The sequence below is a fragment of the Entomobacter blattae genome, from assembly GCF_014672835.1.
In the GTDB taxonomy this organism is placed as follows: domain Bacteria; phylum Pseudomonadota; class Alphaproteobacteria; order Acetobacterales; family Acetobacteraceae; genus Entomobacter; species Entomobacter blattae.
The window spans coordinates 385,001-403,948 of record NZ_CP060244.1 but is presented as its reverse complement, the minus strand read 5'-3'; the positions used below and the strand labels follow the sequence as shown (position 1 = coordinate 403,948).

The 18,948-nt window shown below is 45.1% G+C and carries 19 protein-coding genes (1 of these 19 running past the window's edge); 6 read left to right on the top strand and 13 right to left on the bottom strand.

Annotated elements, in window-relative coordinates:
- Positions 1 to 27 precede the first annotated feature (27 nt).
- Positions 28 to 960, bottom strand: coding sequence for a lipid-binding SYLF domain-containing protein (locus JGUZn3_RS01815; protein WP_203414061.1), 933 nt, complete (start codon positions 958 to 960; stop codon positions 28 to 30).
- A gap of 121 nt (positions 961 to 1,081) precedes the next feature.
- Positions 1,082 to 1,867, bottom strand: coding sequence for an inositol monophosphatase family protein (locus JGUZn3_RS01810; RefSeq protein WP_203414060.1), 786 nt, complete (start codon positions 1,865 to 1,867; stop codon positions 1,082 to 1,084).
- 300 nt (positions 1,868 to 2,167) lie between these two features.
- Here JGUZn3_RS01810 and JGUZn3_RS01805 point away from each other — a divergent pair, with 300 nt between their 5' ends.
- From JGUZn3_RS01805 to JGUZn3_RS01790, 4 genes are all read left to right on the top strand, one after another.
- The gene (locus JGUZn3_RS01805; RefSeq protein ID WP_203414059.1) at positions 2,168 to 3,535 is read left to right on the top strand and encodes an outer membrane beta-barrel protein; all 1,368 of its coding nucleotides are present in this window, start codon (positions 2,168 to 2,170) and stop codon (positions 3,533 to 3,535) included.
- A 159-nt stretch (positions 3,536 to 3,694) separates the two neighbouring features.
- Positions 3,695 to 3,997: a putative quinol monooxygenase gene (locus JGUZn3_RS01800; protein WP_203414058.1), complete on the top strand. Its 303-nt coding sequence runs from the start codon at positions 3,695 to 3,697 to the stop codon at positions 3,995 to 3,997.
- A gap of 6 nt (positions 3,998 to 4,003) precedes the next feature.
- The gene (locus JGUZn3_RS01795) at positions 4,004 to 4,909 is read left to right on the top strand and encodes a glucosamine inositolphosphorylceramide transferase family protein (protein ID WP_203414057.1); all 906 of its coding nucleotides are present in this window, start codon (positions 4,004 to 4,006) and stop codon (positions 4,907 to 4,909) included.
- A gap of 458 nt (positions 4,910 to 5,367) precedes the next feature.
- On the top strand, positions 5,368 to 5,562 hold the full coding sequence (locus tag JGUZn3_RS01790) for a hypothetical protein (RefSeq protein WP_203414056.1): 195 nt from the start codon (positions 5,368 to 5,370) through the stop codon (positions 5,560 to 5,562).
- Between the two features lie 64 nt (positions 5,563 to 5,626).
- Here the strand turns inward: JGUZn3_RS01790 and JGUZn3_RS01785 are convergent, their stop codons facing one another.
- The 6 genes from JGUZn3_RS01785 to JGUZn3_RS01760 all read right to left on the bottom strand — a co-directional run bounded on the left by JGUZn3_RS01785 (position 5,627) and on the right by JGUZn3_RS01760 (position 11,661).
- Positions 5,627 to 6,742: a glycosyltransferase gene (locus JGUZn3_RS01785; RefSeq protein ID WP_238996858.1), complete on the bottom strand. Its 1,116-nt coding sequence runs from the start codon at positions 6,740 to 6,742 to the stop codon at positions 5,627 to 5,629.
- A gap of 23 nt (positions 6,743 to 6,765) precedes the next feature.
- Positions 6,766 to 7,587, bottom strand: coding sequence for a nucleotidyltransferase family protein (locus JGUZn3_RS01780; protein ID WP_203414055.1), 822 nt, complete (start codon positions 7,585 to 7,587; stop codon positions 6,766 to 6,768).
- A gap of 9 nt (positions 7,588 to 7,596) precedes the next feature.
- Positions 7,597 to 8,397 carry a sterol desaturase family protein gene (locus tag JGUZn3_RS01775; protein ID WP_203414054.1) on the bottom strand — a complete coding sequence of 267 codons (801 nt, stop codon included), beginning with the start codon at positions 8,395 to 8,397 and terminating at the stop codon, positions 7,597 to 7,599.
- A complete protein-coding gene (locus JGUZn3_RS01770) occupies positions 8,397 to 9,437 on the bottom strand; it encodes an LptF/LptG family permease (protein ID WP_238996857.1) in 1,041 nt (346 codons plus the stop codon). Before JGUZn3_RS01770 ends, JGUZn3_RS01775 begins: the two co-directional genes overlap by 1 nt.
- A gap of 104 nt (positions 9,438 to 9,541) precedes the next feature.
- Positions 9,542 to 10,756: an LptF/LptG family permease gene (locus JGUZn3_RS01765; protein ID WP_203414052.1), complete on the bottom strand. Its 1,215-nt coding sequence runs from the start codon at positions 10,754 to 10,756 to the stop codon at positions 9,542 to 9,544.
- Positions 10,757 to 10,767: 11 nt separating this feature from the next.
- Positions 10,768 to 11,661, bottom strand: coding sequence for a metallophosphoesterase family protein (locus JGUZn3_RS01760; RefSeq protein ID WP_203414051.1), 894 nt, complete (start codon positions 11,659 to 11,661; stop codon positions 10,768 to 10,770).
- Positions 11,662 to 11,809: 148 nt separating this feature from the next.
- Between JGUZn3_RS01760 and JGUZn3_RS01755 the strand changes: the two genes are divergently transcribed.
- Together JGUZn3_RS01755 and JGUZn3_RS01750 are read left to right on the top strand one after the other, a co-directional pair.
- On the top strand, positions 11,810 to 12,778 hold the full coding sequence (locus JGUZn3_RS01755) for a diacylglycerol/lipid kinase family protein (protein ID WP_203414050.1): 969 nt from the start codon (positions 11,810 to 11,812) through the stop codon (positions 12,776 to 12,778).
- A gap of 23 nt (positions 12,779 to 12,801) precedes the next feature.
- The gene (locus tag JGUZn3_RS01750) at positions 12,802 to 13,767 is read left to right on the top strand and encodes a hypothetical protein (RefSeq protein WP_203414049.1); all 966 of its coding nucleotides are present in this window, start codon (positions 12,802 to 12,804) and stop codon (positions 13,765 to 13,767) included.
- 52 nt (positions 13,768 to 13,819) lie between these two features.
- Here JGUZn3_RS01750 and spt read toward each other — a convergent pair whose 3' ends face one another.
- The 5 genes from spt to JGUZn3_RS01725 form a co-directional block, all read right to left on the bottom strand.
- Positions 13,820 to 15,019, bottom strand: a complete 1,200-nt coding sequence (gene spt, locus JGUZn3_RS01745) for a serine palmitoyltransferase (protein WP_203414048.1) — start codon at positions 15,017 to 15,019, stop codon at positions 13,820 to 13,822.
- Positions 15,020 to 15,277 carry an acyl carrier protein gene (locus JGUZn3_RS01740; protein WP_203414047.1) on the bottom strand — a complete coding sequence of 86 codons (258 nt, stop codon included), beginning with the start codon at positions 15,275 to 15,277 and terminating at the stop codon, positions 15,020 to 15,022.
- 110 nt (positions 15,278 to 15,387) lie between these two features.
- Complete coding sequence (locus JGUZn3_RS01735; protein ID WP_203414046.1) at positions 15,388 to 17,127, bottom strand: fatty acyl-AMP ligase; 1,740 nt, start codon at positions 17,125 to 17,127, stop codon at positions 15,388 to 15,390.
- A gap of 44 nt (positions 17,128 to 17,171) precedes the next feature.
- A complete protein-coding gene (locus JGUZn3_RS01730; protein ID WP_203414045.1) occupies positions 17,172 to 18,299 on the bottom strand; it encodes a CDP-glycerol glycerophosphotransferase family protein in 1,128 nt (375 codons plus the stop codon).
- Between the two features lie 20 nt (positions 18,300 to 18,319).
- Positions 18,320 to 18,948: the 3' portion of a lipopolysaccharide biosynthesis protein gene (locus JGUZn3_RS01725; protein WP_203414044.1), read on the bottom strand. 754 nt of this gene lie beyond the right edge of the window; only the last 629 of its 1,383 coding nucleotides appear in the window; its start codon lies beyond the right edge, outside the window; the stop codon is at positions 18,320 to 18,322.

The following is an 18,948-nucleotide window of genomic DNA, read 5'->3' as shown; positions in this document are numbered from 1 at the left end:
ATGGTTTTTGGGGTTTGGGTATAGAATTTATGGCTTAAGGTTAACGGGTTGCTTAGTGCTGGAGTGGGAAGATTTGCCTTTCGACGTTCCAAGGGGCGTGGTTTTAACCTGTCGGGAATAAGATTTCTCAGGGTCGTAATTGTCAGGATAAGGGCCTGAAGAGGGTGTAGAAGAGGCTTCGCCCCCTGAAGAAGAGGTGCTGTCGTCATCAGCCGATGAAGAGGTGCTTCCTCCAGCGCTGTATTTATTTAAGATAGCTCTTAAAGGGTCGGCTCCTGGGTTATTAACACGCATTGTGATCAAAATATCTTCTGGACCCACCTGCTGATGGTAATAACTGTGGTTAGAACCGCTATCTATTCCTAATTTTACGCCTTTGAGTGAGACACCTGCAAACAGGCCCTTGGCCTTTTGTTGGGCAATAATGTCTGACCCTGTTTCAGAAGAACCACCCATACTGGCGAGAGAGGCTGAAGCATCAGCTCCCATGTGCATTTGGTGGTCCATAAGGTCTCTTAGGCCTTTACGGGACATAATAAAGAAAATGGCTTGGGAGTCCTGCACACCAAGTTGAAGGCCAAAAGAGCCACCACTTAAGGTATAAAAGGCTGGATCAGACCAAGATCCCTTAGCATCTCTTGCTAAGAGCACACAATTACCATCAGTTCCTCCGAAAACCAATGATAGCCTAAAAACAGAAGGGCATATCATGATGCCTTTGGAGTTTTGGAGGTTTTTGCGCAAATCAGCGACGTTGTTTTTATCGTCTCCACGAGAGGCTACGAAGAAATCTTGCACCGTTAGGGCTGCCTTATCGACAACAGACTGTTGATCAGTAATATCGTCATCATCGTCATCATTGCTTGCCGCCCAGGCAGGGGACAGAACCGTTGTACCCCATAAAAGTAGGCTCAACGCCAGAAGAGAGGAAATGCGTGATGAGAAAGACTTAAGCGCCATGAAGCCTCGCAATATTGGTAGAAGAAGGGAGATAAGAAAGGTTTTATTGCCCGATAATACCAAGCCATATAACCATAATATACCTGCATATAACAGATATATGGCAGTTTCTGGTCAAAAATCAAAAACTATATCCAAGAGCATTTCCCAACTGTTCTGCAACACCAGGTGCGGCAGCAAGAATACTGATTCCGCGTTCTAGACCACCGTGCTGGATAAAAGGGGTCACGCGTGCGCCCGCTTCTTCAAGGAGCACCAGGGCTGCTGCAACATCCCATAAATTGATGACGATCTCTAGATAGCCATCCAGCCGGCCAGAGGCAACATCTGCGAGTGCCAAAGCGCCAGAGCCACTGGAGCGGGGCATAGCGCCAAGTTCAAGCATGGCTTGCATTTTTTCAAGGTAGGTTTTTGTTGTCGTATAGGGGCTCCACCCCATTTCAAACATGGCTGTTGAGGGGTCTGTTACGGTTGAAGCTGAAATGCGTGCTCCATTCAGGAATGCGCCTTTTCCTTTCTGGGCGTAGTAGGTCTCGTGCTGGATAGGGGCTTCGATAATGCCACCAACAGGCGTATCACCGTCCATAAGGCCAAGGGAGATACACCACCGGTTACGGCCCCGTCCGTAGTTGGAGGTTCCATCAATTGGATCTACAACCCAGCGCAAGGCCCCAGAGCGGGTTTGGCCGTTTTCCTCACCTTGAAAGCCATCATCTGGAAAGAGATTTTTGATTTGTTCGCCAATAAAGTTTTCTACAGCACCATCAGCTTCTGTAACCCAGTCTTGCATCTGTTTGAGCTTGCCGGTAGGACCACCTGGTGGTGGGCGCATGTCCATGGCAATTTTTGCTGCGTGTTTAACAATGGTTTGGGCCGCTTCTAGGCGTTTTGTTATGGAAGAGGTCATGGAAGGGGAATCCGTTATTCTATGGGCAAAAATGCTGTTAGAGACAATATCATGAAACCGCTACGGTGGTTATATCAGGATTTATGAGTAAAAAAAGAGCATTCAGGAAAGAGAGAAAGAATAAAATAAAGGCATAGGAATAAAAATGCGGCAACAGGCTTAATTTTTTCTATAAATTTCAAAAAATTCAATAAAATCATCATCATTATTTTGCTTTCTCTGCTATAAAAACAATAAAGATTAAAGAGTGGTTCGATGACCTACGGCAGCGTCGAGAATGTTTGTTGGAGGAGGCCTTGTATGGGTGTAAGTTTTGGTGAAATATTGTGGAGTTTTAAGAAGCCACGCCAACAGGGGTCGTGGATAGCCTTTTCCGTTTTATGGCTTTGCAGTATCCCGCTTTCTGTCCATGCTGAATCTGCCCATGCTGAAGAAGACATTCCTCTAGAAGCCCGTAAGGTAAAGGACGGCACCGAGGTTCATGCTGTAACGCAAAAAAATGAACCGGGCAGTTTTTCACAATGGGTGGAGGGCATTACCGTCCATGGGCAGGTGGAAGGGGGGATTATAGCCAACCCGGCCCGCCCGGAAGATGGGTTGAATTTTGGGTCATTGCTGACTGATCACGCCAATCAGGCCCAGCTCAATCAAATGACCTTAACAATTGCAAAAGATCTTGATCCCCAATTAAACAAGGACTACCAGCTGGGGTTTGATATCCAGTTGCTTTATGGGTCGGATGCACGGTATTTTCATCTTCTGGGGATGGATACAAATATGATTACTCAACGCTACCAGCTTATTCCTTCCGAGGCCTATTTAACTGGCCATCTGCCGTGGCTTACTGAAGGAGGGGTTGATGTTAAAGCCGGTATTATGACAGCCATTATGGGGGTAGAAGGGTTAGATCCCACAACACGCCCTTTTTATAGCCTGGCTTATACCTCTAATTATTCTGTGCCATTTGAGCATTTAGGAATTCTTACAACATTTCATGTCGATGAGACGTTCGATGTTGTCACAGGCATAGATAGTGGTAACCAAACCACCATTGGTTCTGGTGATAATAACGGGGAGCCTGCAGGCTATTTTGGGGTCACGCTCAATAACTTGGCAGGAGGAGATTTAACCATTGTGCAGTTAAGCCGGATCGGCCCAGAAAACCCTACCCGTACTTTTGGCCCCCGTGCCAACTCAGCCATGCGGTATTGGAACGATATTGATGTGACCTATAAACTCTCTGAAGAGGCAACCTTAACAGGAGAAGTCAATTACCTTCATGATGAGGGGTTGCGTGCAGATGTTTACAGTTTTGTAGGCTTTATGGCGTATAAGCTTGATCCGGAGCTAACATTCAATTTGCGTACAGAACTCTACAGGGATAACACAGGGGCATTTGTCTCTAACTTTCAAACAAATACGGGCTATACTCGTGCCTTGCGGGGGATTAGTGTTCCTTCTGTGTCAGCACCGCCCACCACTTACGGAGCCCTTACGCTGGGATTGACCTACAAACCGGATTTAGGGCATTTCTCTGATGTTTTTTCCTTATTTGAAATCCGTCCCGAAATCCGTTTTGATCGTTCCCTCAATGGCACACGGCCCTTTAATGCAAGCCGTAACGCTGGGCAGTTTACCTTTGGGGGGGATGCTGTTATTGGTTTTTGAGAGAAGCCCCAAAGCTTGAGAGTATGGATATTTTTATTGAATTGTGAAGACAAACTTATTACGCTGACTGTCACCAACAGCAGTGATAGCCAACAAGAGTGACGATGGTCATCAATATTTTTATGATGGTATTTTTATAACGATATTTTAAAGGGTATTATGAGTAATCAGATTGGAATTGTAGCGATTTTGGATTTTAAAGAGGGCGGTTTGGAAAAAGCCCTTCCTGCAATTAAAGCTTGTGTAAAGGGCTCTCAGCAAGAAGAGGGGAATGTATTTTATACAGCCCATCGTGAGTCAGCTCATCCTGAGCGGATTATTTTTGTTGAACGATGGAAAAACCAACACGCTATTGATCAACATGGGAAAACCACTCATTTTCAGAATCTGGTGGGAGCTGTAACACCTTTGTTGAGTAAGCCAATGGTGCTGCATTTTCTTGATGAAATAGAGGTTGAATAAATAGCAGTGCCGCTATGGTCTGATATTTGGCGGGTTGGTGTTGTTGATGCTCCTATAGAAGCAATAATCGCTAAAGGGGGAGTGGGTAAATTTTCTGTCCACTGGCTTGAGGAAATGCCCCCTTTAAGTTTTTTGGCAGATCCGTTTGGGCTTTGGCAGAATGGCTTGCTCTATGTTTTTGTTGAGGCTTATGACTATGCCTCTCGCAAAGGTAGAATAGACCTTGTGGTGCTTGATAAAACATTTAAGCCCGTTCAGCCACGGCGCACGGTTTTATCTGAACCGTGGCATCTCTCCTATCCCTTTGTTTTTGAATGGGAAGGCACCTTTTATATGTTGCCCGAGGCGTTTCGGTCTGGGCAGGTAAGTTTATATCGGGCTGTTTCTTTTCCTGATAAATGGGAAAAGGTTGAAGCCTTTCAATTTCCAGAGAATGCAATCGATGCTTCACCCTTGTTTTGGCAGAACCAATGGTGGATGTTTTATACTCCCGTTGGGGCAAAGATGGAAAAACAGAGTGTTTTACAAATTGCCTCTGCCCCGCATTTATATGGACCATGGAAGACGATATCCCATGAACCGGTAAGGCGAAATATAACTAGTAGCAGGCCAGGAGGAACACCCTTTTTTACAAAGGAAGGAGGGCTTGTTCTTCCCACACAAAATTGCCAGAAAACCTATGGTGGTGGCATTACCCCTTTACATATTATAGACTTATCAAGCGTTTTCTTTTCTGCTCGTAGTGGTGTTTCGCTCAGCCTGCCTCACTCTAGCGGGCTTTATCGCGATGGTATGCATACCCTTTCCGCTGTGGGTGATGTAACGCTGGTTGATGTAAAAAAAATCCAGTTTTCGCCCCAATCTTTAGGGCTAGATATTAAAAGGAAAATCAAGAGATTTTCTCCCTTTTAGGATCATTGTGTTACGGTAAATTCTATTGCGGTACAGGGCCTGGTTTCAGGGATTGCGGGTTCTGTTGCATTGGTGACTGCTGCCTTTGGTGCGGGGTTATGGGATTGACGATCTGTTTGTTTGCTACAACTTTCTGCAACTAATCCTGACAGGCCTTTTTCATCAAGTGCTGGTAGGGCTGTTGCGCTTATATGTGCTAATGCAGTAGGTCTTACGCCCTGTTCGTACGGGCTTTGTGAATGTTTTGGCCCTTCTTATTTTTTCAACCCAGTTTCGCCATGTTTTGGGGGCAAACTGGCAAACCTATCTGATAATCGCCTTGGGAAGAGTATAAACATTATCCCAAAAAATCCTATCCAAGGGTGGTTCCTACCTTCTATAATATCATGTGTAATGTCAGGAGTAGCTGAAATTATTGAGTATTATTATAGCCAATTTTAAGGAAGAGCTGCCTGTTTTTGACGATTTTGCTTCTACCTATGGTGCCTGAAGGGTTTGATTGGATACAGCACCAGTATGAAGGCTCATTCCGCGTTTTGGATTATATTGTTGTTTCGGGCTATATTGTTAATAAAAGGGGTATGAGCTGTGCTCTTTTCTGCAAGCAACATCAAGCTCATCGTTCTATAACATGGATCGCTGTTTTAAGATAATCATTCAGGAACCAAAGGCAACATCTGTTAAGGGTTTTGAGAGGGTCTTTTTTCCTCGTTGGGATTAGCTCAGTAATGGCCCGAGTCGAGAAAGAATTTGGTTCCCTGTTTTTTCAAAATTTTCAGCACTGTAAGCCGTAAGGATTTCTTCTCTGGCTTTTCGTCCCATGGTAGCGAGAGAGCTTGGATCAGAAAGGATATTCAGGAGAACCTTGGCCAGGGCTTGGGCATCTCCAGGGGGGACGAGATATCCTGTTTCTCCATTTTTTACGCTGTAGGCCAATTGTCCAACCTGAGAGGCAATAACAGGTAAACCGGCTTGCATAGCTTCGTGTGCTGCCACACAAAATCCCTCTGAACGCGATGGTTGAACATAGACGTGAAGGGTGGAGAGGAATTCTTCTGGTTGAGGGGTAAAGGGAAGAAGCGTGATATGGAAGGGTTTAGAAAGGGAAGATTTAAGCGTGTTAATTCTATTTTGCAGGGATACCCTTTCGTCTCCTTCCCCGCAGATAGTGAGTTGGAATTCATGCCATATATCTTGAGAATCAAGGAGAAGGGCTAAGGCCTCCAGTAAGATATTATACCCCTTTACGGGATGTAGTCGCCCAAGTGAGCCGATACGAACAACCTGGCCCTTTTCCCAAGGGCTGGCAAGCGGTGCTGCTGGGTTGGCTTTAAATATTGGCCACGTGACCAGTTTATTTTTGGGGATGGCCAGGCGCTTATGGGTAAGGTCGGTAATGGCTTGGGAGTCTCCAATCCATAAGGCAGGGATGCGCTTCAAAAGCCGTAGCAAGGTCAGATTTGCTGGTTTCAGGTAACCTGCATGTTGCCAACTGACAACTTGAATATGGCATAAAAGCCCTACTATTTGCCCCAGGAGAGTAGCCCGCGTAAGAGATGTCCAGATAAGATTGGGATGGTAGTCCTTTATTTTAAAATATAACCAAAAAAAGGCTGCCAGGTTGTTCTCTTCCTTTCCAGTGCGTACATGGACAGGTGTGCCTGTGCGTTTAATATTTTCCAAGGCTTTACCATCTCTCAAGGTAAGGGCAAAAACCTCAACCGTATAGCCGTTATTTTTCATAATCTCTATAAGAGAAGGGAGGGGAAGAGCAGCTCCCCCTCCCTCCAGAGAGTTAATGACATACGCAATTTTCGGGAAAAATTCTGGCACTGGTGATTTATATTCCACAGAGGTTAGGCAGGAAGGGAAGGGTTAAGCAAATTATTTTTAAAGATCTTGTCTGCAAGTTCCAGGTCTGCAGGTTTGTCCATATCAATGGCTGCAAATCCTGTATCTAATACTGTAAGCTGTGCAGTAGCTCCCGTCAAACGCTGTATGGCCTGACAGATCGCTTTTCTATTAAGCCGTTTGACAAGATAGAGGACTAACGTTCTAAAACCCAAAAGCTGTGCCATTTTTAAGGGGTTTTTACGCTCTGCTTCAAGTTTTTGCCAAAAACGAACAACACTTAAAGCCTTTTCGGTGTTGAGCATGAAGAGATTACAGCCGGAGAACTGGCCATCGGCAAGTTTTAGATAGGTCCGCTGGGTTTCAAAGGGCAGGTCTTTAAGAATATGCTCACGGCTGGTAATGGCTGCGGCAATATCGGTGGGGTTCTTTTGCTGAAGAGTAATAAAATTATGTACCCAATCGGCCTGAAGTAAAGCATGATCAGCTGTAGTGACCAATAAAGGCGTACCAAGCCGGTGTAAGCCTGCGAGAACGCTTGCACTTGGGCCAGAATGAGCGGTTATAAAATCATATCCTTCCAATTCTGCTTTTTGTAGAAGGGAAGGATCTTCTGAGCAAATGGAAATGGTGCCAATGTAGGGGAGGCTCGCGAGGGTTTTCACAACACGTGTAACCATAGGCACACCCTGAATGGGAAGAAGGGCCTTATGAGAAACTCCCCCATGAATGGCCAATCTATCTTTTGGACCCTGGCGAGTTCCAGCTAAAACAAGCGCATTAATGCGGTGGTGAGCATTAAAGCCTGGTAAGGAATAAGCTGTCATTCTGTGAGTTTACTTTTGATACTTTTGTTGGCTTGTATCACCATCGGGTTTGTCTTTAGGAGGCGCGCCCGTCATTTGCATGACCCAAGGGTAGCGTTTGGCTTCTTCTAAATCGTAGCCAAGATTAAAGACGGTTGGGCTTTTTGGGCCTTCCTTTGCAGAGCGGAAGTAGGAGCCTACCAGAATATCGGGGATAAAATTGGTGATGCCCTGGTTCCAATTTTCATCGTGAAAATGGTGGAGGAGATGGCGTTGTTTAATAAGTTGGACAAATTTTGAACGAGGCTTGTAATTTAAGTGCTGGATGCAGTGAAAAAATTCGTACCAGCAGGTTTGGTAAAGGCTTACGCCTATTGCTGCGGCAATGCCACTAAGGCCCCCACTAAAATACCCAATGGGGCCTGCTATAATGGCAATGGTTGGAAGAGTTGTTACCGGGGAGCCGAACAGAACCTCTAAAAGATGAGGGTCCTGATGGTGATCGAAATGGATTCGTTTCCAAGTCCGGGCGGTCCATTTATTTTTATACAGGATTCGGCTGTGCAATACAAAGCGGTGCAAAATGTACCAAATAACAGGAAACCCCACCAACATAATGACCGTGGGAAGGAGAATATTCATCCATCCATCAAAGCTATATATTACCGCTACGATGCTGCAAAGGATAAGAACCATATAGAGGTTAATGGTGGGATAGGTGAGATAGGCTTTCCAAAGCTGGGGAAGGTCCATTTTCCCAAGATCATAGCTTCGCCCTTGCCGTAAGAATATGGAGCTGATTGAGCGGGAAGTATGTGATGTGTCAGACATTATTTTTCTTCAATCCTTAGGAGAATAGTCGTGATGGCCAGGCTGAATATAATAATGCCTGGGATGATAGCCAAAAAAGATGGTAAGGTCCCTGCAGCACCGAGAGCCCTTAAAATTCCCTGAAAAACTATGAATAACAACCCCCCTCCTAAACACCAAACAGGAAGCCAGCTTCGTGTGCCCGTCCGCGGTGGTATGTAAATGACTGGCAACGCCAATAATAGCATAACTAGAAAAGAGATAGGAAGTAATAGTCGATCTAGCAAGCTTGTGAAAAAATAGCTTTCGGGTAATCTGGAAGGAAGGTTCCCAGAGATCGCCCTGAGCATGTTGCGGATAGAATATGGCGGATGATCCATGGAGAGAAAAACCATTTCCTGAGGGGAAATACCAAGATCAACCCGCTGAAGTGGAGGGGGAGAGGGGAGAAGGGTTATAGTGTCTGCAGTGTCCTTACTTTCTGTAACGGCATCAACAGTTATATCCACTGCATGGGTTTTATTGAGAATCCAATGATTTTGCTCAAATAAAGCTGTTTTAGCGTGTATGATCTGGGTGAGCGTTTTATTTTCATCACGGTTATAAATACTGATATTGTTGATGGTCTTTCCACCGTTTTGAATAAAACCTATCTTAACCAGCCTGTTTTTAGATCTAAACCAAAAAGGCTTAGCCTTTTCCGGTTGAAGGTCGGTTTTATTCCACCATGTTGCTAGGGCCAGTTCGGCTCTTGGGGTGATTTGGTCGTTAATAAGGGCGCAAAGGATGCCGAGTCCAAGGGTTGCCGGCAAAAGCAGCTTGACCAGCTGAAGGGTAGAGAGGCCCGTTCCACGCAGAATGGCAATTTCATTATTGATTGTCAGACGTGAAAAAGTAATGAGGGCCCCGATCAGTATACTGATCGGCAGGCTAAACCCTAGCAAAAGGGGAAACCTTAAGCTTGCGTAAAGAAGTACTCCCTTAACCCCCAAATGGCGGTGGATAATCTGTCCTGTCGCTTCAAGGAGGGTTAAAATTTCCATTAAGGCAGCCAAAATCATGGCTACACCAATAACTTTAGAGAGAAAATTGTAGGTAAGATAGCGAAGTAAAACAGAGTTTAATGCTTTGCTTCGGGATCTTTTAAAAAAGGAAAATGCCATGATTATGAAGGGGTATGGGGGTAATGGCCTTGTTTGCGTTTAAGAAATTTCCGGATATGGGCAGAGAGAAAGCCAACTCTCCCGCCTGATTTGTAATAGAGCAGATAAAGGCATAAAAAAGAAAAAATCAGGTAAGGAAGCCAGATTACGGCAAAAGGTGTGTGCTTACCAGAAGAAACAAGATTGGCTCCTAATTGTAGAATGTTATCATACCCAATTAAAGTAAGGGCCAGAAAAAATAACCCATTGTTACGTTTTTGTCTTTTAGAAGAAATGGCAAGTGCAGTGGCCAGCATGGGAATAAAAGGAAAAGAAAGCGTCCTTACAAGACGGAAATGGTATTCTCCACGTAAATCGCTGTGGGAAATGGTATTTTTTTCTGCCTTCATTGCTTGTTTGAGTTCAGGCAAGGTCAGCTCCCTCTCATCATCGCCTCGGCTTCTAAAAGCAGGGATATGATTTTGCTGGGAGAGAATTTTCGTAGTGTGAGAAAAGTTGGTAATGGTTGGGCGATGGTCCTCTTCTTGGGTAATGATGCGGCCGTCGAATAGGTCGATCTCGACTTTTGAGCGGTCTGAGGAGAGAATGAGGTTACCTTTTGTAGCGGTAATCGTTCGTTTAATGGCTTTTCCCGAAGCGCTGGTGCTGTCATCTTCTATAAAAACATGAGAGAGAAGGCTGCCATGTTTTTTTACACTCTCAGCAGTAATCATAAGATTTTTATTGGGGCTTACAATCATTTTTGCCTGCAGATGAGGAACCCACCCCGAATGGCTAGCAAAATAAAAAGCTGCCCTATAATCATAACGGGCATAGGGCTGGATAAAACCATAAAGGAAGAGGCTGGCAATGCCAAAAACAATACCCATGACAATGTAAGAACGGGTAATTTGTAAGAGGGAAAGCCCGCTGCTCATCATAGTATCAATTTCATTGTTGAGGTTTAGGCGGCGAACAACAGAATAGATGCTTACACAGAGGGCAGAGGGCAAGGCAAGCCCAAGGTAATGGGGAACAAGATCTGTAAGCATTCCTAAAAAACGGCTAAAAGGGTTATAGGAATCAGCAAGGAGATTAAAGAGCAATAACAGCCGTTCCATCAGGAGTGCAACAAGGACAACGCTGAGAGAAATGATAAAGGGCGATAGGCTTTGAAGGATAACGTAGCGGTCAACCAGGCTAGGTTTGATCCAGAAGAAAATCCGTGATGGAGTCATGCGTTAGGGTCTTAACGTGCAACGGGCATTATAAACGTGGAATGTTTAAAAACATGCATGGTATGTTCTGGACTGAGTTGCCGGGTCATAACATCAATCTTCCATGATGAGGACTCACGTGAAATGGTGATATGGTTCCATGCTGCGCGTTTGTTAGGGTTTGTTGTAAGGTGCGAGGCAGAAGAAATTCCTATAACTGGTATTGGGTTAGGGGCATCAAGCATAACCTGGGTAATTTTATGGGAATGCCCATGCAGTACCAACTCAGCCCCATATTGGGCTAGAATACTACAAAATTTTTTTTGATCAATGAGCGATTTGCGGCGGGCAACTTGACCTTTAAGGGGGGGATGGTGGAGCATAACAATTCGGCAAAGCCCTTCCTGCTTGGTCAGAGAGAGCTTAAATTCCAATTGCTGAATCTGGTTTTCGCCAATTTCCCCAGTGGCCATAAAGGGAAGAGTAGGGAGGGCTGTATTAACCTCAATAAGCGCTATGGGGCCAAGGCGTGTAACAAAGGGTAATGAATTTTGTTCACACATCATCCAGCGTTGCCATTTGAGAATACCTTCCTGAGGAGGGACAGCTACCATGGCATCGTGATTGCCACAAACAAGGCGGGTTTGGGGAAAGCCTGAATGCTCAAGCCATTCAGCGGCCGAAGAAAATTCTTGCGGAAGGGCCATGTTTGTCAGGTCTCCACTGATGGCCACCAGGTTTGGTGCGCATTGGAGGATATCCTTCCTTATTGTATCTGTAATCGTTTTTAGGTAATGATGGCGGCGCCTCAGTTGCCATGATAGGTAGCTTAATGCTCGTTTATTCAGAAACTGTTTGAATAAGAGCCCTTCTGTGGGAAGGGGAAGATGGATGTCTGAAAGGTGAGCAAGGGTAAAGTTATTCACAAGATACAGCCCATAGAGGTAAAGCGGATATTTTTGTTTAGCTGAATTTACCTTTTTTCTATAGGGAAAAATAATTTTCTTTCTTTGTTTTTACTTTGAAAAAAACAGCTAAAGAGTGTCAGAGTTCTATCAATAATCAGGAATGGCCGTGAGTAGTAATTTTGCACTGATACGTAATCCACGTAGTCGGAAAAATGTAAACGACCCGGATAATTTCCGCAAGGAAGCCCAAGATTACCTAGGAAAATGGTTTGTAGAGCCACCTTCTCGGGAATCGATCATTGAAGCTGTCCAGGACATGAGCCGCCAGGAAGTGGACTGTATTGCAGTTGATGGAGGCGATGGTACGGTGAGTGATGTTTTAACCGCCATTTACCATGCTTATGATGATGAGGCCTTGCCGGCAGTTGCTATTCTTCCATCAGGAAATACAAACCTTATTGCCTCAGATGTAGGTTTTGGCCAAAGGGGGTTGTCTGCTCTTAAGCGCCTTGAGGAGCTGTGTGAAAACAAAACCATGCGTTACAATGTCAGGCGCCGGCATGCCTTAGGTGTGCGTTGGAGTGACCCTGCCAGGCCAGCTGTGCTGGGGATGTTTCATGGGATGGCGGCCTATACGCGGGCGATAGAGATTGCCCATAAGCCAGCTATTCTTGATCATTTCTCCCATGAGATGGCCGTTGCCATTACTTTGGCTTCGGCTTTTGGAAAGCTGATTTTTCGTAAAACCCGTGACGAATGGATGAAAGGGGAGAAAGTATTTATGGCCAAAAACCAGGAGAATGGCCAAGAGGACTATTGCTTTTTGTTTCTTTCAACGACGCTTAACCAACTTACAAAATCCATATGGCCTTTCTGGAACGAGAAGGAAGGGGGCATTCATTATCTTAAGGTTAAGGATCATCCTCCCCACTTACTGGCTGCCAGTGCAGCGCTGCTGACGGGTCGTTCTCCTGCCTGGTTAAGAAAAAATCGCCATTACGATAGTGGTACAGCCCACCAGATTACCTTAAAAATGTCTCACGACTTTGTTTTAGACGGAGAAGTGATGGAAAGTGGAGCCGATGGGATTACCCATCTCTTTTCGGGCCCCTTGTTTGATTTTATTCAGGCCTGATGCACAAAACAGGGTACGAACACATGAAAAACGCCCCCTCTACCCCGCTTGCGCGCATCCTTATACAAGAGCTTTTGCATAGGCCCATTCACCCTTATGCAGAGGAGCTTATTCAAACCATATTAGGCAAAAGCCAACCGTTGGGGGTGCTTTTTTATGGTTCTGCTATCGAAAAGGATGACCCTGATGGTATTTTGGATTTTTATGTCATTGTCAATAAAGTCTCCGATTGGCCCGGTTCAGTTTTAAAGCATTTCGGGAATAGGGTACTGCCGCCAAATGTAGAATATTATGAATGCCAGATTCGAGGGCAAGTGATTCGCGCGAAAGTTGCTATTATAACCCTCAAGCAGTTTTATAAAATGAGTGGTCGATATTCCTATGATATAACAATTTGGGCACGGTTTGCTCAACCTGCCCGGTTGGTATGGGTCAATAACCCTAAAGCTGCTGATGCCATCTTGGTCTGTCTTATTCGATGTGTAAAAACGGCAACCTTCTGGGCGGCGGTGTTAGGGTCAAGAGAAGGGAAAGGTGAGGCTTTTTGGTATTCCCTGTTCCAGAAGACTTACCAGGCGGAATTGCGGATGGAGGATAACAATCGTCCTCGTATTCTGTTGGAAAGGAAAGAAGAGCGTTACACTTATTTTTTAAGGGAGGGGTGGAAAGCCCAAAACATTCCTTTTCAGGAGAAGGATGGGGTCTTTTCTCCTTTAATTGAAAAAGAGAAAAAACAGGCCTTGTTTCAAAGGTGGCTTGCGCGTTCAAAAAAGGGAAAGCCCTTAAATTTATTGCGGATTTTAAAGGCAGTTTTTACTTTTGAAGGCGGGGTTGACTACGTCGCGTGGAAAATTTTTCGCCATCAAAATATAAAAATTACACTTTCCAATTTTGAGCGGCGCCATCCTGTCCTCGCATCCCCGAGCCTATTATATAAACTTGTTAAATCACGAGCCCTTAAATTTCACCAGGGTAAAAACAAGGGGTAAGGGTTTTGAATTCTTAAAAACCCCGCTATCAAAAATTTATAAAGGATGCACTCTAGCTCAAGCTTTTAGCTATTTCCTTGAAAATGGAAATCGTTTTGCTGATTTGTTCTGGGGTATGGGCAGCAGAAACACTGGAGCGGAGGAGAGGATGTCTATCAGGCGTGGCAGGGGGAAGGCTGAGATTTACATAGACTCCGTTTTCTAAAAGTTTGTTCCAGAAGGCTACCGCTTGGGGGATATCCTCAAGAACAACAGAGACAACAGGGCTGATCTGCTCCCCAGTTTGAAGGCCCGCTTCACGTAGGCCGTTAAAAAGTTGTGCAGAGTTATCTTTAAGTTTTTGGCGTAATTCTGGTTTTTCGGCAATGACACGAAGTGAGGCCAGAGTCGCTGCAATAATTTCAGTGGGGAGGGAAGCCGTAAACATATAGGGGCGTGAAGAAAGGCGGATAAGCTCAACTTCTGGATGAGGAGAAATACAATACCCCCCTACCGTTCCAAAGCTTTTGGAGAAGGTACCAGTGATAAAATCAATATCATCTTCTACTCCGGCCTCTTCTGCAACACCACGGCCATGTTTGCCCAATACGCCAAAAGAGTGGGCCTCATCAACCAGTAAGGCCGCTCCTGTTTCATGCTTAACATGGACAAACTCCTTAATGGGGACAATATCACCCATCATGGAATAAATACCTTCGGTCACAACAAGGCGGGCGCCTGGCTCGTTTTCCACGCGTTTCAGGCGCTTATATAAATCATCAGCATCATTATGGCGGAAACGTATCACCTGGGCTTGTCCGAGTCGGCTTCCATCATAGATACTGGCATGGCAATCTGCATCCAAGAAAAGGTAATCGTCTTTTCCTGCCAGAGCGGAGATTGTTCCTAAATTGGCTTGATAGCCTGTTGAAAAAACAAGGCAATGCTTACGATTGAAATAGGCAGCAAGGGCCAGTTCCAGTTTTTTGTGAAGAGAAAAAGTGCCATTGGCAATGCGTGACCCCGTCGTGCCAACTCCAAAAATACGTGCAGCTTCGATAGCAGCTTCAATGGATTCTGGGCACTGACTTAACCCTAGGTAGTTATTCGTGCCAAAAAGAAGGGTTTCTCTCCCCTCAATAATCCCCACTGTTGAGGAAAGCGGGCGTTCTATAAGAACAGCAAAAGGGTTACGTTGCCCATTTTCCGTAAGCTGGGAAAAGGAATTTTGCAGAGACGTGTATTTTTCGAAGAGAGAAGGTGGTTTTGGCATTTAGGCTGCCTGTTTGATAGAGACAATACTACGGGCAAGATCATTAATCGTGCGGATATCTGTTAGGCGGTCAAGAGGGACAGAAACATCAAGCTTATCTTCTATTTCCATAACAAAATTCATAACAGCCAGAGAATCAAAGGCCAGATCCTCAACAATCTTACTTTCTCCGTTAATGGTGCGGGGAACTTTAGGATTGGCGAGCAAGGTTTCGATAATGAGCGTGGATACGCTTTCTACTGTGTCGGTATCAGTCATTTTTTCTCACTTAAAGAACCTTACAGGAAATCGTTAACGAAAGATACCATATAAGGCTTCGGGATAATTTACAATCGAATTGGGTAACCTGGATCGTGTTGGAGGTTAAATTATAAAACAGGAAGGGGCTCTTTGAGCTCAAATTCTCCAGCAAGCAACATGGCTTTGGCTTTAGCGCGCGTAAGCTTGCCCGAAGAGGTTTGGGGAAGACTGTGAGGAGGAACAAGGATAACCTGAATATCCACACTGTGCTGGCGCCTGAAAAGGGTAATTAATTCTTCACGCAGGGCTTGGCGCTCATCTGGGTCAGAGGCTCGGCATTGCACAAGGGCAACGACCTTTTCTTCCGTACCACATTCAAGTGAGAAGACGGCGACATCCCTGCTTCGGAGGAGAGGAATAGCCGTTTCAGCGGCCCATTCCAGATCCTGGGGCCAGATATTACGGCCGTTGATAATAATCAGGTCTTTCGCACGGCCTGTAACAACAATTTGGCCATCAAGCATATAGCCCAAATCTCCGGTATCCAGCCATCCTTCATGATCAAGAACGCGCCGCGTTTCATCGGGGCGGTTAAAATATCCTGCCATTAGGCTTGGACCGCGTACAAAAATACGTCCGACCTGCCGTTCAGGTAACGAACGCCCATTACTAGCACGGATATTGACTTCATGCTTTGGTAAGATGGGGCCACAGAGAACAAAAGTACGAAGGTTACGGGCCGGATCGTTGCTGGGCACAGCCATCTCAGATTTTTCAAGGGCATTGAGGTCTATGGTATCGGTTTGCATCCCTTTACCTAACGGGGCAAAGCTCAGGGCCAGAGTGGCTTCAGCCATGCCATAGCTGGCAACAAAAGCATTCGGATCAAAGCCAGAGGATTCAAAGCGTTCTGCAAACTCTTCCAGAATATGGGGTCTAATCATATCCCCGCCAATCCCTGCAGCCCGCCATGAGGAAAGGTCAAAGCTTGCTGTTAAAGCACGTCTGGTACATAATTCGTAACCAAAAGAGGGGCTATAGGAAAGGGTGCCTTTATTTCGGTCAATCAAATCAAGCCAAACATGCGGCCTGCGGGCAAATTCACGTGTGGGCAGTAAATCCAGAGACAGCTGGCAACTCATAGGGGTTAGAAAAAAACCAACCAGCCCCATATCATGGTAAAGGGGTAACCAGGAGACACACCGATCCCCTTTTTCTTGTACTTCCAACCCATATTTGGCAATGGCATGGGCATTAGCCATAAAAGCTTTTTGGGTTACGGCAATACCTATGGGGAAGCGGGTGCTTCCTGAAGAGAATTGCAGATAAGATAGGTGGTCAGCCTCCACATGAGGAAGTGTAACTTCTGCGGGGGAAAGGGCAAAAATTTCTTGAGGGGCACCCCCGAAAACAAGGCCCAACTCCTGAGTGATTTCCTTTGTCCAAGAGGCAATCACCGGTGGAATAATAACAGCACAAGCTCCGGCATTTTTTATCATGCCCCGTAAAGTTTCTATATAGCTCTCATGGCCAGAGAAAGCGACAGGCAAGGGTAAGGGAGCAGGAACAAGCCCAGCGTACTGGCACCCAAAAAATATGCGCGCAAAATCGCCATCGCTTTCGGCAATAATGGCAACCCTATCCCCAGGTTTTAGGTTAAGTGAGAGGAGCTTTCTGGCGGTTTCTTTGGCCTGAGAGGCAAGATCCTTGTAGGGAAGTGCTTCCAGCAGGACCCCTTTACCAGAGTAAAAATTAAACCCGGAAGTCCCTTGGGCAGCGTAATCTAGGGCTTCTGTAAGCGTAGAGAAGTCGCCGAGACGCCGTTTAAGATGGGAAGGCGTAGGGGTCGGATGACTTGTTTGTTCCACTATAACTACTATCCTGAATAATTTATCGACTAAAGAGAAGACTGTTAAAGGTTTTTACCCAGAAAATCTACAATAGCTCTGGCAGCCTTTGGAGCTGTTGGTAGTTTAAGCGAACTGAAAGTTTCCTGTATATAGTGTTCCTGAAGAGAGGAATAGTGGTGTTGGTTGGAAAAAACATTTTTAACCTGCTCAATAATATTATCAGCATTGTCACTTACTTCACCGAGCTCCCAGAACCGGTAATTAGGGTTACTGTGCCATTGGACCTTATGTGCATTTAAAAAAAGGCATGGGCGTGGCGTTGTAAGAAATTCCGCAACCTGGCTGCTAACATCCCCGATGTACATATCGGCCATTTGAGTGTATGTCATATCAACGCTTTTATAGCTGCCAAGATCTATAAGGAGGTGATCATAACGAGAAAATTGCGAAAAATAAGCAAGCTCCTTCTTGCTTGGTGGATCAAAAAGACGAAAGTGTGGAGCAAAAATAAAGTTATATTCTTTTTGCTCCGCGAATTGTTGTAATATTTCTATACCAAATTTCTTCCAGGAAGAAAGAGAATTTTTAAAATGAGGATTATAAAGAACGATAGGAGCGTTATTGTTGAAAAGAGGTTTTCTTTTATTTCTCATTTTTTCAACAAGGTCGAATTTTGCATAAATTCCCTCAACATATCTTCCAGGTTTTAAGGTACCATTCGCTTCCAGCCTCTTTTTCAGCTTCTTTCCAGCAAAAAGAATAAAGTCGAAGTTTTTTGTATCTTTGGCAAAGCCAATGGCCCTATCGCCAGCTCCGTGACGTGTCCAGATGAGTTTTGGGTGTTTTACGCCCATTGTTTTTAGGTAAAGACTGGTGCGTTCAGGAACCACTATGGCATCAAAAGTTGAAAAATTACGCCTATTTAGCCATAGAGCAGCCATTTTGGTTAAAACATCATATCCCGCTGTAGAAATACGATTTCTAAGAATTTTGGGCAAATAAAGCAAATCATAGTGCACATGGGCAGTAGGATAATAGCGAGAGAGCGATTTTACATATTCAAGATGAGAGTCTGTCAGGCAGGCCACATGAACTTCCAATTCTGGAAATAAGATGGCCATTTCCATGGCAATAGGAAGGGAATGTAAGGTTTGGTGGGGTTGGGCTATATAAGAAAATAGAATCCGCATAGGGTGCTCTTGTCCAGATTCTAGCGATTCTTTAAGACAAAAAGCAGCTGGAGAATGAGAAGGAAAAGAGTAGAAAATATAGTGGCAGGCCCTATCCCTAATAAACCAAAATGGTGGATAGTAATAATAAGGAGTAATAAAAATAAAAAGGTGGTAAGCCCGCGTGCAATAAGGGTAAGACGTGTTTTTCGCGTTGTGATAAGAAGGGGCTCTAAAGGAAGTCCCCAGATCGTGATAACTTCTGCGCCCAAGAGCCAGAACATCAGATTTGCAGCCTGGGGATTGTTGGCTTTATGGAGAATAAAAGCTAACAGAGGGGTGCCAATATAATGGGCCAACAACATGAGAAGTGTGGCCACACCGCCGGCGAGCAAGGTAATTTGAAAAGCAAGCCGATAGAGTTTTTTGGTTTTTTTATCATGCCAGAGCTTGGTCATCTCTGGGTAGAGGGTATTTTCAATAAGGCCAGCTGGTTTGGCAAAAGCGGCTGCCATTTTGTTGGCAATTTGGTATATCCCTGCGCTTGTTGGTCCTAAAAGACTTCCAACAATAACCGTTACCAACTGGCCAGACGCTAGGTAGAGCGTTGTGTTGATGTTGGTGGTAAAGGCAAAGCTCCATACTTTATCCAACCCCTTGGTCATATCCT